The sequence below is a fragment of the Paenibacillus polygoni genome, from assembly GCF_030263935.1.
GTDB lineage: Bacteria > Bacillota > Bacilli > Paenibacillales > Paenibacillaceae > Paenibacillus > Paenibacillus polygoni.
Map to the genome: position 1 here is coordinate 2,103,716 of NZ_CP127162.1, position 14,577 is coordinate 2,118,292.

Here is a 14,577-nt window from a genome sequence, read left to right on the forward strand (position 1 = left end):
AGGAGAAAATATGCAATTTGTTGCTATATGCTCGGATTCACTCGGGGAGACTGCTGATCTTGTTGTGAGAGCTGCACTACACCAATTTGAATCTTTGCAAATTCAGATTAAACGTTACCCTCAGATTCGCAGTGAGGAAGAGATCCGCGATGTAATGGAAGAAGTTCACCGAATGTCAGGATTTGTTGCTTATACTCTTGTGCAGCCTGAACTTCGTGAACTGATCAAAGAAGAGTCCATTCGGCTGAGTATCCGGACAGTGGATATTATGGGGCCCATGATGCAGGCCTTTATTGATACATTTCATGATTCTCCTACGCAAAGGCCAGGGGTGCTCCATCGCCTGGATGAAGACTATTTTCGCCGGGTAGAAGCCGTTGAGTTTGCAGTGAAATGTGATGACGGAAAAGATACCAGCGCAATTCGAAAAGCGGACATTGTCCTTCTTGGTGTGTCCCGAACTTCGAAAACGCCGCTCAGTATTTTTCTCGCGCATAAAGGATATAAGGTCGTAAATTATCCTGTCGTGCCTGAGATCAAACCCCCTGATCCGCTTAATGAAGCGATCAAGGGTCAAGTCATCGGCCTTACGATGGACGCAGAACATCTGCTCAAAATTCGCACAGAACGTCTAAAAGTCATGGGTTTGCCGCATGGTTCTAATTATGCTTCGCTTGCTAGAATTGTGGAGGAACTCGAATATGCATACAACCTATTTGATCGGTTAGGCTGCCCGGTTATTAATGTTACAGACAAAGCGATTGAAGAAACAGCGGGAATGATACTTGGTTATATATGAAACCGCCTTCTGGCGGTTTTCTGCTTCTTTTGATACGATGATAGATAAGACAAATGCGTATAGGGGGGAGCCGCTTGTTCACAACAACGGAGTACCAGAATATTACGATCGAACCCTTTGGGGTAGAGCATGAACCTTTTTATATGAAGTTAAGAGAGTTCGTAAAAGCAGATGATCAGGAACATGTACACCCGGCGAATTCAGAAATTGCTTTTGTTGCGCTCGCTGATCGAGTTCCAGCAGGCATGATTTTTACCTATCATCGTCCGTTTCATCCCTATTGTACCTATATCTCACTTCTCGTCTTACCTTCAAGTGACCGAATGCAGATTGCATCAAGACTGTTAATGTCTTTATCAGCGCACCGCATGGTATACCCGCTCCAAATCTCGGTTTGGGATACTGACTTTGCAATGAAGCAGGCACTAATTAAGCAAGGTTTCTATGAAATTAGAAATACATATCACGTACATATTGCGACGTCTCAGTGTGGATTTATTAGAGATGAGGAATACGTTATGAACCGCCGCTCAGATTATGAGCTGCTCTCACTGTCAGAGTTCCTTGAGAGAGGACAGGGAGAAGAAGAACTCGTACATCTTGTGAAAAAAACCTATGAACATACGCACCGGGCGAATCCACCGGGTGTGTTTGATTTATCTCGCTGGAAAGCATTCCTGCATGGACAAGATTTGGATTCACAAGGTTCTTATGTTGCTCTCAATGCTGCGAACGGTCATTGTGCCGGATTTGCCTTGCTTCATTTGGTTTCAGAGGATGGTGTGGCGGAACTGGGATGGAGAGGTGCGGCGTCTTCTGAGCCCTTAGATCTAATTCTGCTGCTTACAAAAGAACAAATGACATACGCCGCTGATAACAGGATCAAGCAGCTTACTTGCGAAGTAGACAGTACAGATCCTTACCAAATGGAGCTGCTGCATGTGTATCCGTTTGAACCTGCTCCCGCATGGGTTACTTATCATAAACAAAGATAATGACAGGAGATGAATTTCTCATGGTGATAAGAGAACAAGCAGAACATTTTATTATGATTGAGCAGCATGAACATGCTAGATTAAGCGGAGAGATCGCCAAACATTTGAAATCGGAATATTTCATACATGAGAAAGATAGACAAGATGTCATTTATGCAATCACACAGCACGATCGTGGGTGGATACGGCTTGATGCCGACCCCATCTGGAATGAAGTCACTAACGCTCCTTATTATTTCGTTGACTACCCTTATGCGGTTAAGCTTAAAATGTACCAAGTCGGAATTCAGGAAGTAGAATCCGTGAATCCGTATGCTGGTTACTTAGTAAGTCACCATTTTTCCGCCTTTCCTGATATTAAGAATGGTACTGATCCATTCAGTATTTCATTTAATCAGGAGGAGAAGCAGAGACAAGACCAACTGAAGCAACAACTGGGCTTGATGCAAGAGTCCGAAATGAAACAACATTATCACTTACTTCAATTATGTGATGATCTCTCTCTTTACGTATGTATGAATGAACCGGGGGTAAGCAAAGACAAGGAACATCCTTGGTTCCAAAAGGGGCTTGGATCCGCTGCGGTTCTTTTTCAAGAAAGATCAGAATCCGTCCAAGCATGTTGGAAAAATGAAGATACGGTGGTGGTGCAGCCTGCCCCGTTTAGTGAGTCTTTTGAGGCAGAGTTATCGTACCGAAAAGTAGCAAAAAAAGAGATTCAAGATAAAGGACTAAGTAAAGCTTATCATGAGACAGAGCCGGTAGTTCAGAAGATTACGTACACATCGTAAAAATATAAGGCATATAGAAAAGAAATGGCCCATTAACGGTCGTTTCTTTTTTGTTTGTTTATTTTTTTTCTTGCTCTGAAATGGAAGGCAGATCAAAACAGTGTTATAATGAATCAAGATTTTTGTAAAATAGAAATCAATTTTGATAAATGGGGTTATAATTTTGAAAAAAACGATGAAGGGGCTTCAGGGGTCCTTATTTGTTGTTGTATTTGTCTTACTTTTGGCAAAGTTTGCCTTATTCCGTTTCTTCGTTTTTAGAGACTTATCACTGGACCGTTTAGGTGCAGATGCCCTAGCGATTCTTGTTATTCTAAGCCTATGGGAACTGATTAGTCCGCGCAAATGGAAAGGCAGTGCTTATTTTGTACTAAATACCCTCTTTTCTCTCATTTTGTTCGCAGCAACGCTGTATAACGTGCAGTTTGGCTCTATACCTACTTACACAACACTGCTCAGCTTGAATCAGATTCCACAAGTCGCAGGAAGTATTGGTATGCTCATTAAACCGATGCATTTCTTGTTTTTCGCTGATGTCATTTTAATGACGATTTGGTGGTTCTACCAGCGAATGCAAGGCAAACGCCGCATGTATACAAAACAGCTTTCCCGGATTTCTATCGTTGCGGTCGGAGCCATCTGTGTGATTCTCTCGGGGCTGACGATTGCGAAAGATGGTACGATCGAGAATGAAACCGTTCGTGCTGATGAGCTGGGATTTCTGAATTATCAGATTGCTGCCGCTATTCATGCGAAAGCAGAGAATAAGGCAATCGCCGCTGGGAATCTAGAAGAGACCATTAAGAAAGTTAATGATCTGAAGTCATCTTATCCTTATCAATCCGCGGAGAAAGATTCTGATGCAAAACCAGAAGGATATGGAGCGATGAAAGGTAAAAATGTCATTGTCGTTCAGCTTGAATCTTTCCAGCGTTTCCCGATTGGGCAATCGGTAGAAGGTCAAGAAGTTACACCGGTTCTGAATGAACTTGTAAAAGATAGTCTTTATTTCACAAATGTATTCCAGCAAATTGGTCAGGGAAATACTTCGGATGCTGAATTTATCTCTAATACTTCTATTTATCCGCTTGGTACGATTGCGATGTCTACCGGATATAGCGACCGGGTTCTTCCGAGTCTGCCGAGACTTTTGCAAAATGAAGGATACACAGCAGAGACGTTTCATGTGAACACGGTTAGCTTCTGGGATCGAATCAAGATGTATCCTGCACTCCATTTTGATCAATATTTTGATAAGCCTTATTACAATAATGATAATTTTAATGAGATGGGTGCTTCCGATGAAGAACTATTTAGCGTTGGAGTTGAAAAGCTGGCAGAGTTAAAAGCGCAGAACAAACCTTTTTATGCTCAGTTTGTAACGGCATCGAGCCATTCTCCATTCAAAGTGAAACCGGAATTTGTGAAGTGGGATACTCCTGCTTCTATTGAAGGAACGGCGCTTGGGGAATATTTAACTTCACTGAATTATACGGATTATGCGCTTGGAACGTTGATCGATGGTCTAAAAGAACAAGGATTATGGGATGAAACAGTCCTTGTTGTATATGGTGACCATTTTGGATTACAGAATCAAAGTACTTCCCCAGAAGAGGTCGAAGCAGCGCTCGGTATTCCGTACCATGAACAGGTCAGCCGTTTTAACATTCCTCTAATCATTCATGTGCCAGGGATCGAAGGGCAAGAAATTGAGACGGTCGGCGGTCAGATGGATATTCTGCCTACGGTCAGCAATCTGCTCGGTATTTCACTTGAGGACACGAAATTTACTGCATTCGGTCAGGATCTGCTGAATGTGGATCAAAATGTGATTGGAATGCGATATTACTTGCCAACGGGTTCTTTCTTCAATAATGATATTATGTTTATTCCAGGTACTGGGTTTGAGGACGGAACTGCCATTTCGCTTGAAACCCTGACTCCTGTGGAAGACTTTGAAAAATATAAGTCAGACTATGATTACATTATGCAGCTCATGAAGTTGTCTGATGAATATGTGAAGCTGCTTCCAAAACGCGGGTTATAAAGTTAGAATCGTAAAGGCACCGTATGATGATACGGTGCCTTTTGGCAGGGAAAATGAAAGACAAGAGGAGAAAAACTGATGATTAAAAATGAAAAAATAAAAGCATCGGAAGTGCAAGTAACGGGTCTTCATGGAGAAGATCTCGGTCTAATGTCTACAAAAGAAGCGCTAAAACTAGCAAAGGAGTTGAAAGTGGACTTAGTATGCACCTCACTCATGACAAGTCCGCCGCCTTGCAAACTGATTGGGGCTGGAGCAGCGAAACAGGAAGCACTGGCTGAGAAACGTAAAGACAGAGCACCGAAGACGAAAGAGATCAGGCTGACACCTCAGATTGAGGAGCATGATTATGATACCAAAAGAACACAAATGGAGCGGATTCTAAAGACCGGTGATATTGTAAAGCTGGTTGTGAAGATTCAAGGAAAGCAAGGAGAGGCAGCTAAGAAATTACTTGAAGACTTCATTCGGGATTTAAAACCACTCGGGAAACCAAGTACAGGAATCCAGCTTAGCGGTAAACAGGCGGTTGTGGAATTACATCCTTAAAAAAATGTTGTTAAATACAAGGTAGAGTTATTGGAATACAGATGATTTAACGCTATAATCTTAAAAGGACTTACATCCTTAACGGATGATCTAAAATTTTGAACTTACTCTAACAATTATCGGAGGTTACTTTTCAATGGAGAAAACTTTAATCTTTGGCCACAAAAATCCCGACACGGATACGATCTGCTCTGCACTCGCATATGCTGATCTGAAAAACAAACTGGGCTTAGAAGCAGAGGCGGTACGTCTTGGCGAAGTGAACGGTGAAACTCAGTATGCTCTTGATTACTTTGGCGTTGCTGCACCGCGTCTAGTTGAGACGGTTGCGAATGAAGTAAACAAAGTCATTTTGGTAGACCATAATGAACGTCAGCAAAGTGTAAGTGATATTGATCAAGTACAAGTTACTGAAGTAATTGATCATCATCGTATTGCAAATTTTGAGACAAGCCAGCCGTTATATTATCGTGCGGAACCTGTTGGCTGTACTGCGACTATTCTGAATAAGCTGTATAAAGAAAACAATGTAGAAATCACGAAGCCAGTCGCTGGTTTGATGTTGTCTGCTATTATCTCTGATTCTCTTTTGTTTAAATCCCCTACGTGCACAGGGCAGGATATAGCTGCTGCAGAGGAACTTGCTGCCATTGCCGGCGTAGATGCTAAAGTATATGGTCTTGATATGTTAAAAGCAGGTGCGGATCTGAGCAAAAAATCAATTGCACAGCTTCTGACACTGGATGCAAAAGAGTTCCAAATGGGTAACTCCAAAGTGGAAATTGCACAAGTAAACACAGTAGATGTTAATGATGTGCTTGCAAAACAAGAGGAACTTGAAGCGGCCATTTCTGCAAATGTTCAGGTGAAAAACTTGGATCTATTCCTTTTCGTAATTACAGATATTCTAAATAATGATTCTGTTGCTCTTGCCATCGGTGATAAAGCAGAAGCGGTAGAACGTGCTTACGGTGTACAACTTATTGAGAATAAGGCACTGCTCAAAGGTGTTGTATCTCGTAAATCTCAGATTGTTCCTGTCCTTACAGAAGCATTAGCATAACACTTAAAAACACACAAAAACCCTCTGACTGTTGTCAGAGGGTTTTGTTATATCTTTTCTATTTAGAACGAAACCGTAGGTTCAGGTTCCATACTATTCTCCATAACTTCTGGTGCTTTCTTAAATTCGACTTTCTTCACTCGGTTGCGTCCTACTTCTTTGACTGTAAAGAGGAGACCTTGATGAAGATGTGTTTGACCAGGTTTCGGGTTAAGCAAGATGGTATACAACCATCCACCAATCGTATCCGCTGTTTCCAGATCAAAATGTATTCCCGTCATATCTGCGATTTGATCAAGCTGAATTTTTCCATCTACGATGTAGTGAAGTTCCCCAAGTTGTTCAATTTCTTTGCGTTCTTCCGTGTCAAATTCATCTCGAATTTCGCCAACGATTTCTTCCAAAATATCTTCAATAGTGACAAGCCCGGCTGTGCCACCGAATTCGTCTACTAATACGGCGAGATGAACTTGTTCTTTCTGCATGCGTTTTAACAAATCATTAACCGCTGTTGCTTCAGATACGGTAAGAACGGGGTGCATGAATTGTTTGAGATCAACACTTTTACCTTCCTCATAATTAAGGAACATTTGTTTTGTATTAATCATTCCTATAATCTGATCTTTCCCTTGATGGGCAACAGGAAAGCGTGTGTACTGTTCACGGCGGATAATTTCCATGTTCTGATCAAACGTATTATTTGTATAAAGACAAACCATATCCGTACGAGGGATCATAATTTCTTTCGCTAATAAGTCGTCAAAAGCAAAAATACGATTTACATATCCGTATTCTGTATTATTTATTTTTCCGCTCTGATAGCTTTCAGATAAAATAATCTGTATCTCTTCTTCAGAGTGAGCATCTTCATGTTCACTTGCTGGTTTCAATCCGAAAATTCGAACCAAGCCATTGGCAGATCCGTTTAAAAGCCATATAAAAGGATACATGATTTTATAGAACAACATAATGGGTCTTGCAACCAGGAAGGTCACAGTTTCTGCTTTCTGAATAGCCATTGTTTTCGGAGCGAGTTCACCCACAACGACGTGCAAGAAGGTAACGATAGCAAAGGCAGTAATGAAAGAAACGATATGGCCAATTTCTGCAGCAATGCCGAATCGTTCAAGCAACGGTTCAATCAATATTGCTACAGTAGGCTCACCGAGCCATCCAAGTCCTAGAGCTGTTATCGTAATACCAAGCTGACACGCAGACAAGTAACCATCCAGATTGGATGTCACTTTCTGTACGGCAAGTGCACCTCTGCGTCCTTCCAGTACTAATTGATCAATGCGGCTTGGTCGTAACTTAATAATGGCAAATTCAGTAGCTACGAAGAAAGCCGTAAGCCCAATTAATACAACAAACAAAAACAATTTCAGTCCTATGTCATCCATTAGACATCTTCACAATCCTTTATAATAAATTTTAGGTTCATATGAACTAGTATACAGAACTTGTGATAGGGTGAGCAATGGTCAATATCGTCTTGTTTAGCTGATTTATAGCGTTTTAGGTCAAAATTGTTTAACAATATACACTTTTGCGCTCCCTAGCACACCTTTACAAGGGATAGCGGGTCACGTAATATTAGTCCATATGATTTAATAGGATGAGTTTACAAAAATATAGGAGGTCCATGAGATGACAGAGTTATTCACCCTTACTCGTAGCGAAATGGCACAACTGCTGCTGTCCATCGAAGGACATCATAAGATAACACCGCTCGAACTGCTGCAGAAAGCGTGGACTAAGCACCATAAAACTGACGTAGATCAGGGAACCACATATGCAGCCTTCTTATCCACTTCGCTTCCTCCCATCTTAGAGAAATTAATTAAAGGCAATCGAACGGCTGGTTTCTCTCTTCAAGAGATTGCGTCACTCGCACAAATGATTGAATACTCAAATACATCCCTGACTTCGATGCAAAATTGGGTGAAGCGGGATTTCAAAGAATATTTTTCTTCACCGAAGATCGGGAAGAAATATTCCATTCATCAAGCTGCACTTCTATTTATTATAGATGATTTAAAAGCACTCCTAGACTTCGATTCCATTCGTAATCTGTTCAAAGGGATTTTTATGGATCCGGTGCGTGATGACGATGATTTATTAAATCCGCTGATATTATACAATACGTATGCAGACCTGTTTGAACAGTTAGACTGTGAGAAGGAGCCTCTTATTCATACGGATAGGGGGGCAGAGTCGCAGGTGCTGTCAGCGGTGGACAATGTGGTACAATCTTTCTCCTATTTAACGGAAAGACAACACCTTATTGTGAGAAATATTATTTTTATTGCTACCTTATCGGTACAAACGACGTATCTGCATTCCCTTTCAAAACGATATTTAAACGCAACATTATTTCTATAATGATATGAATGATGAACAATAAAAAGCCAGGTGTTTTTAAAACCTGAACTGCACCCCAGTTGTTAGGCACAATCTTACAACTGGAGGTGCAGTTTTATTTATGCAATGAGTGGAAAAGGATAAATAAAAAAGATGAATCTTTTGTAACCTTAGTTTGGAGTAAGGTAAAAAGAGGTAACTATTAAAGTAGATACAATTGGTAGGTGAAGGAGGCGGCCACATGTCAGGGCCTGTAACAGACAGTAAAGTCTGGAAGAGCATCTTTCAGAACGCACCCATTCCGATGGCCATGGTTGTTGGTGATAAGGGAATCATATGTAAAGTGAATAAAGCGTTTGAGAAATGGACTGAACGGTGTTCAGATGAACTGCTCTCTAAATCTTTTATACATATATTAGGTTTACAAGACGTGGGATATATTAATTTTAATCAGATCGCTTATGAACTGGAGACAGGCAGCGAAGATGCAGTTCATTACAAAGTTCTACTAAACAAGGAGCGTATGAAGTCACAAGAAGTACAGCTTCACTTCTCGCTATTGGAGGATTCAGAACAGGAAGACCATTGTTTTATTGTTCAGGCAGTTACTCCAATTAAAGACTTAGCAGCGGAAAGAGAATGGGAAGAATCAAAATCCTTGTTTAAATATAATCCATTAGGAGTAGCTTCTATGGATCTGAGCGGCCATTTACTACGGGTGAATGAAGGGCAATGTAAGATAACAGGTCATACGGAAGAAGAGCTTCTTACAGGCAGGTACACTCCTCTGATTCATCCGGATTCTATAGAGAAGACCAATTATCACTTTTCTATGGCTTCCAAAGGGATCCCGCAATCGTACCATATACGTATGCTTCATAAAGAAGGTCATTCCATTGAGGCAAATGTAATCAATGTTCCTACGATTTTAAACGGTAAGGTGGTAGGTGTTTACGGGATTACTAGCGACATAACAGAAAGCAGACGGCATCTTCAGGAAATCGAGAATCTCAGCAACCAACTTGAACTTATTTTTAATGCAGTAGATGAATGTATATTTGGCGTAGATCATGAGGGGCATCTGACTTATTTGAATAAAAAAGGAGCCGAACTGCTCGGCATATATCAAGAGGAAGCGATCGGTCTTAAACTGACGAATCAATTTTTGCAATTCAATGAAAACCATTATCCATACGCACCAGAAAAGATGCCAATATATCAAAGCATTCTGTCCGGGGAGAGTCACTGCGTGAAAGAAGAGGTCTTTGGACGCAAAGACGGAAGTACGTTTATTGCCGAGTATCAAGTTACTCCTTTAATCGATCGGGGTGAACGTAAAGGTGCAGTCGTTGTGATTAGAGATATTACCTCAATTAAAGAGATTATGAAGGCAAAAGAAGAAGCGATTCATGCAGACCGGGCCAAATCAGAATTTCTTGCGATGATGAGTCACGAACTGCGGACGCCGATGAACGGGATCGTGGGGATGACTTCATTATTAATGGATACAGATCTCGATGAGGAGCAAAAGTCATATACAGAGATTATTGCGAACAGCAGCAACACACTCATGCAAATGTTTGGAGAACTGCTTGATTTTAGTAAGATCGAAGCCGGAAAAATAGAAGTGGTTCACGAGCCATTCTCCTTAATTGAAGCACTTCATGAGGTGCATGATTTATTTATCGCTTCAGCAGAAGAAAAAGGGATTCGACTTATACAAAATTATGACGAGAATATCCCAGAAACCTTTTTAGGTGATGAAACGAAGATCAAGCAAATCTTAATTAACTTAATTAGTAATGGGATTAAATTTACGAATGATGGAGAAGTGGTTATACAAATTGAACAGATGAACACGCATCTGGCGAATCGAAAACTCCTCGTATTTCAAATTCAAGATACCGGTATTGGAATTCCACTTCATAAACAGAATGAATTGTTTCAATCATTCTCGCAGTTAGATACTTCCATTAATCGAAAATACGGTGGAACCGGTCTTGGACTAGCCATTTCAAAACGGTTGGTTGAAGTTATGGGAGGCACAATCAGCGTCAGTAGTGATGAAGGGAAGGGAGCTACCTTTCAATTTTTACTGGAGCTGGATGCTTTATGAACAAATTAAAAAGGACAGTCTTGATCTTGTTCTCGGGTAGAGAAAAGATGGGACTGTCCATTTCTTTTTTTATTATTCGTTCCAACCGCCTATAATACTAGAGAGCAACATACACTCCTCATCCTCTAACTCAGCGATGCATCGGATGTTCTCCTGATCTTCTGGATCAGTACAGTAAATTTCACGACGTCCATCTTCATGGTGAACGATAATGAAATTAGAACCTGATTTGGTTTCCAGTTGATACTTCATACCTACACCGGGCAAAGTGGATTTGAGAAGTTCCATGGGAATAATCCCCTTTCTAAGCTATAATTCAATTTTCTGTGATTCACACTCAAAGCCGTATTGTACTATCAGGTGCCTTCGAATGCAAGACGAAAAGAAGGAATAGGTACATAATTGTAGACTTTCCTAGACCGTGTTTCAGGTTTTTAATGAAAATTATGTTAACACTGCTTTTTAGGAAGGAATTTTGATGATTATAATGAAATAGAACTGTGTATACATAAATTAACAACATAGAGATTTTTTTCTTCCGAAACACCCTTTATAAGTTTTCACCTCCCTAATAACCATCTTCTAAGACCAACCTCCATGGTGTTACCTCTACTCTACAGGCGTTTAACCTTCTAATGTCCAGTCACAGGCATCTTCAATTTGTTATTTGCTTATTTCTACTCACTTAAGCAGCTGTTATACAATTCTACATCTTGAGGAGGCTTTTTTATGAACAAAAAAGAAGTGGTAGCTATGTTACTGGCCGGAGGTCAGGGTAAACGATTGAAAGGGCTGACGAAGACTTTAGCTAAGCCTGCTGTTTATTTTGGGGGTACTTACCGCATTATTGATTTTCCGCTGAGTAATTGTGCGAATTCGGGAATTGATACGGTAGGCGTATTAACACAGTTTGAGCCTTTGGTGCTCCATTCGTATGTGGGGATCGGCAGTGATTGGGATTTAAATCGCCGAAATGGAGGCGTGTTTGTTCTTCCACCTCATGAGAGAGAGGGGAGTAATAACTGGTACAGAGGTACGGCAGATGCAATTTATCGGAATTTAAATTTTGTTGATCAATTTGAACCAGAGCATGTACTGATCTTATCAGGTGACCATATCTATAAGATGAATTATGATGCCATGCTTCAATATCACAAAAACCAAAATTCGGATTGCACGATTTCGGTCATTGATGTTCCTTTACATGAAGCAAGCCGGTTTGGCATTTTGAATACAAAAAACAATTATGAGATTTATGAGTTTGAAGAGAAGCCTGTACATCCGAAAAGTACGCTGGCATCCATGGGAGTATACATGTTCAGATGGTCTGTCCTGAGACAACATCTTCTTGAGAGTGAACAAGATCCGGATTCTACCTATGACTTCGGTCATGATATTATTCCACTTCTTCTCAAGAATGAGAAGAAGCTGTATGCTTATCCATTCAGCGGTTACTGGAAAGATGTAGGGACGGTTAAGAGCTTATGGGAAGCGAATATGGATCTGTTAAGCGACGATCCTCCCTTGAATTTAAATGATCCGCAGTGGCGTATCTATTCACGTAATCCGAATGAACCGGCGGGCTATATTGGTACAAAAGGAAAGGTTTGTAACAGTATCGTGAATGAAGGCTGCATTGTTGAAGGGGAAGTCAGCAAATCGGTATTATTTTATGGGGTCGAGATCGGGGAAGGAAGTGTAGTTACGGATTCAGTGATTATGCCTAAAGTGAAAATAGGAAAGAATGTTAGACTTCACCGGGCGATTGTAAGCGAAGGAACGATGATTGAAGATTACTCTGTTGTTGGGGGTAATGGAGACCAGGAAGATGAAATTTTACTAATTGATCAGACATATCGACAACATACGTATGGACTTAGCTAAATATGAGTGAGGACGGTGACCTAGTATGCAACATCTCATGGGTGTAGTGAACCTGGATCAAGAGCTCGAGTTAATGAATGAATTAACATATTTTCGTTGTGGTGCTGCCGTTCCTTTTGCGGGTAGGTATCGTTTGATCGATTTTGTTTTGTCCAATTTAATGCATTCTAACATTCATCATACCGCGCTGTTTGTACGTAGGAAGTATCGGTCGCTGCTGGATCATTTGGGGCAGGGGGCTCCATGGGACCTAGATCGCAAACACGGGGGTCTTTTTATACTTCCGCCAGACTGGAATGATCCTACGGACCGTTCCAAAGGCGATCTGCAGCATTTTCATAATAATCGTGATTATTTTCTTCGAGCCAAAGGTACCCATATTATTCATACCGGCAGTCAGCATATTTACTCCATGGACTACCGGGAAATGTATCAGTTTCATATCTCTCAGAAAGCCGATGTCACTCTTCTTTATAAAAAAGTAGATGAGATCCTTCCTGAACATGAGTCCTGTGTACGGGTCGATGTGGACGGTGTAAAAGTTACGGGAATTCATCAAGAAGGTGATCATCCTAATATATATCTCGGTGCTTTTATTATGGAAAAACAATTGTTTCTGAAATTAGTAGATCATTGTATTGCGCATGGTCAAGATTACTTCTTCCGTGATGGAATCCAAGATAATTTGCATAACTTAAACATTGCTGGTTTTGCTTTTGATGGATACCATACCGTTATTAACTCGGTAGAAAGTTATTATCGCAATAGTATGGATCTACTTAATCAAGAACAATATCAACGTTTGTTCAAACAATATGAAATTCATACCAAAATCAAATATGAACCACCGACTAGGTTTCTCGAGAATGCGGAAGTAAGCAACTCTTTGATTGCAAATGGTTGTATCATTGGAGGGCAGGTCGAGAACAGTATTATTTTTAGAGGAGTCAAAGTTCACAAAGGGGCTCAAATTCGTAATTCGATCATCATGCAGAAATGTGTAATTGAGGAGAATACAGTGCTGGAGAATGTAATCCTTGATAAAGATGTACATTTAACGGCAGATTGCACACTGATCGGTGATGCCAAGCAGCCTTATGTCATTGCCAAAAGCAGCCAAATTTAAATCAGGAAAAAAGGTCAGAGACTTACTTCTCTGACCTTTTTTCCTATGTTGAAATTCTGAAGTTTCATAATCGTGGTGGCAGTTTATATGTATACTATAAGTCGGCCTTTTTCGCTGCTGATGAACTAAGTACACGCTTAGCACCATAATATTTTGAACTCCAATAACCCTTGTTAATGGGTGTAATGGCGATACCTTTAGATGAGGTAGCGGAGACAAAATTGTTATCGCTTAGGTATATTCCAACATGCGAAATGCCTTTACCGCTTGTATTAAAGAATACAAGATCGCCTTTGGTTAGAGCGGATTTCTTCACTGAAGTGCCTTTTTTGTATTGTTGTTTCGAACTATGAGGTAAAGTTACACCTAATTTTTTGTATACATAACGAGTAAACCCAGAGCAATCAAACCCTGTGAGTGTAGTACCGCCGTATTTATAAGGAACACCAACTGTGTTATTTACTGTGGTAGAAAGTACAGAAGCGGAAGCGTGCCCGAGTCCTGCGGTGAATAGTAATGATAGTCCTAATGCTGCTGATGCGAGTTTCTTTTTCAAAATGTAATACTCCTTCCAATGCCTGCGAGGTTAGCTAAGGATTCGGTTGAAGGTACCCTATGATCACTCTGTTTCGAGATCAATTCACCCATGGTAGGCGGGTCCCCCGCTTCTTAGGTGCGTAAGAATTCGGCGGTTATCGTGATTGCACCTTGTATATTCATGTTAATGATAACAATTAGTTACAACAATGATTACGAAAATGTTACTTTCTCTACAACGAATTTTAACATTGGGCGAATGAATTATCAACCTGATTTTACTAATTTCGTTATCTTTTTCTCGAATTT

The 14,577-nt window shown here is 40.6% G+C and carries 13 protein-coding genes and 1 riboswitch; of the genes, 10 read left to right on the forward strand and 3 right to left on the reverse strand.

Annotated elements, in window-relative coordinates; translation table 11 throughout:
- Positions 1 to 10: 10 nt before the first annotated feature.
- The 6 genes from QPK24_RS10105 (at position 11) to QPK24_RS10130 (ending at position 6,244) form a co-directional block, all read left to right on the forward strand.
- The gene (locus QPK24_RS10105) at positions 11 to 799 is read left to right on the forward strand and encodes a pyruvate, water dikinase regulatory protein (protein ID WP_285748344.1); all 789 of its coding nucleotides are present in this window, start codon (positions 11 to 13) and stop codon (positions 797 to 799) included.
- A gap of 74 nt (positions 800 to 873) precedes the next feature.
- Complete coding sequence (locus tag QPK24_RS10110) at positions 874 to 1,794, forward strand: GNAT family protein (protein ID WP_285748345.1); 921 nt, start codon at positions 874 to 876, stop codon at positions 1,792 to 1,794.
- Between the two features lie 20 nt (positions 1,795 to 1,814).
- Positions 1,815 to 2,585, forward strand: coding sequence for a DUF3891 family protein (locus tag QPK24_RS10115; RefSeq protein WP_285748347.1), 771 nt, complete (start codon positions 1,815 to 1,817; stop codon positions 2,583 to 2,585).
- 175 nt (positions 2,586 to 2,760) lie between these two features.
- Positions 2,761 to 4,632 (forward strand): LTA synthase family protein, encoded by a 1,872-nt coding sequence (locus tag QPK24_RS10120; RefSeq protein WP_285749250.1) that lies wholly within the window; start codon positions 2,761 to 2,763, stop codon positions 4,630 to 4,632.
- Between the two features lie 78 nt (positions 4,633 to 4,710).
- On the forward strand, positions 4,711 to 5,181 hold the full coding sequence (infC, locus tag QPK24_RS10125; RefSeq protein WP_285748349.1) for a translation initiation factor IF-3: 471 nt from the start codon (positions 4,711 to 4,713) through the stop codon (positions 5,179 to 5,181).
- A gap of 136 nt (positions 5,182 to 5,317) precedes the next feature.
- A complete protein-coding gene (locus tag QPK24_RS10130; RefSeq protein ID WP_285748351.1) occupies positions 5,318 to 6,244 on the forward strand; it encodes a manganese-dependent inorganic pyrophosphatase in 927 nt (308 codons plus the stop codon).
- Positions 6,245 to 6,306: 62 nt separating this feature from the next.
- Here QPK24_RS10130 and QPK24_RS10135 read toward each other — a convergent pair whose 3' ends face one another.
- The gene (locus QPK24_RS10135; protein WP_213535488.1) at positions 6,307 to 7,644 is read right to left on the reverse strand and encodes a hemolysin family protein; all 1,338 of its coding nucleotides are present in this window, start codon (positions 7,642 to 7,644) and stop codon (positions 6,307 to 6,309) included.
- A 247-nt stretch (positions 7,645 to 7,891) separates the two neighbouring features.
- Here QPK24_RS10135 and QPK24_RS10140 point away from each other — a divergent pair, with 247 nt between their 5' ends.
- On the forward strand, positions 7,892 to 8,626 hold the full coding sequence (locus tag QPK24_RS10140; RefSeq protein WP_285748354.1) for a DUF1836 domain-containing protein: 735 nt from the start codon (positions 7,892 to 7,894) through the stop codon (positions 8,624 to 8,626).
- A 220-nt stretch (positions 8,627 to 8,846) separates the two neighbouring features.
- Entirely contained in the window at positions 8,847 to 10,721 is a 1,875-nt protein-coding gene (locus QPK24_RS10145; protein WP_285748356.1) for a PAS domain-containing protein, read from the forward strand.
- A 72-nt stretch (positions 10,722 to 10,793) separates the two neighbouring features.
- Here QPK24_RS10145 and QPK24_RS10150 read toward each other — a convergent pair whose 3' ends face one another.
- Positions 10,794 to 11,009: a cation:proton antiporter regulatory subunit gene (locus tag QPK24_RS10150; protein WP_213535484.1), complete on the reverse strand. Its 216-nt coding sequence runs from the start codon at positions 11,007 to 11,009 to the stop codon at positions 10,794 to 10,796.
- A gap of 441 nt (positions 11,010 to 11,450) precedes the next feature.
- Here QPK24_RS10150 and QPK24_RS10155 point away from each other — a divergent pair, with 441 nt between their 5' ends.
- Positions 11,451 to 12,605 (forward strand): glucose-1-phosphate adenylyltransferase, encoded by a 1,155-nt coding sequence (locus tag QPK24_RS10155; RefSeq protein WP_285748359.1) that lies wholly within the window; start codon positions 11,451 to 11,453, stop codon positions 12,603 to 12,605.
- Positions 12,606 to 12,630: 25 nt separating this feature from the next.
- Entirely contained in the window at positions 12,631 to 13,731 is a 1,101-nt protein-coding gene (glgD, locus tag QPK24_RS10160; protein WP_285748361.1) for a glucose-1-phosphate adenylyltransferase subunit GlgD, read from the forward strand.
- 94 nt (positions 13,732 to 13,825) lie between these two features.
- On the opposite strand, the gene QPK24_RS10165 is transcribed toward glgD, so the two are convergent.
- Positions 13,826 to 14,287: a C40 family peptidase gene (locus tag QPK24_RS10165; protein WP_285748362.1), complete on the reverse strand. Its 462-nt coding sequence runs from the start codon at positions 14,285 to 14,287 to the stop codon at positions 13,826 to 13,828.
- A 4-nt stretch (positions 14,288 to 14,291) separates the two neighbouring features.
- Positions 14,292 to 14,432, reverse strand: a riboswitch (cyclic di-AMP (ydaO/yuaA leader).
- Between the last annotated feature and the right edge of the window lie 145 nt (positions 14,433 to 14,577).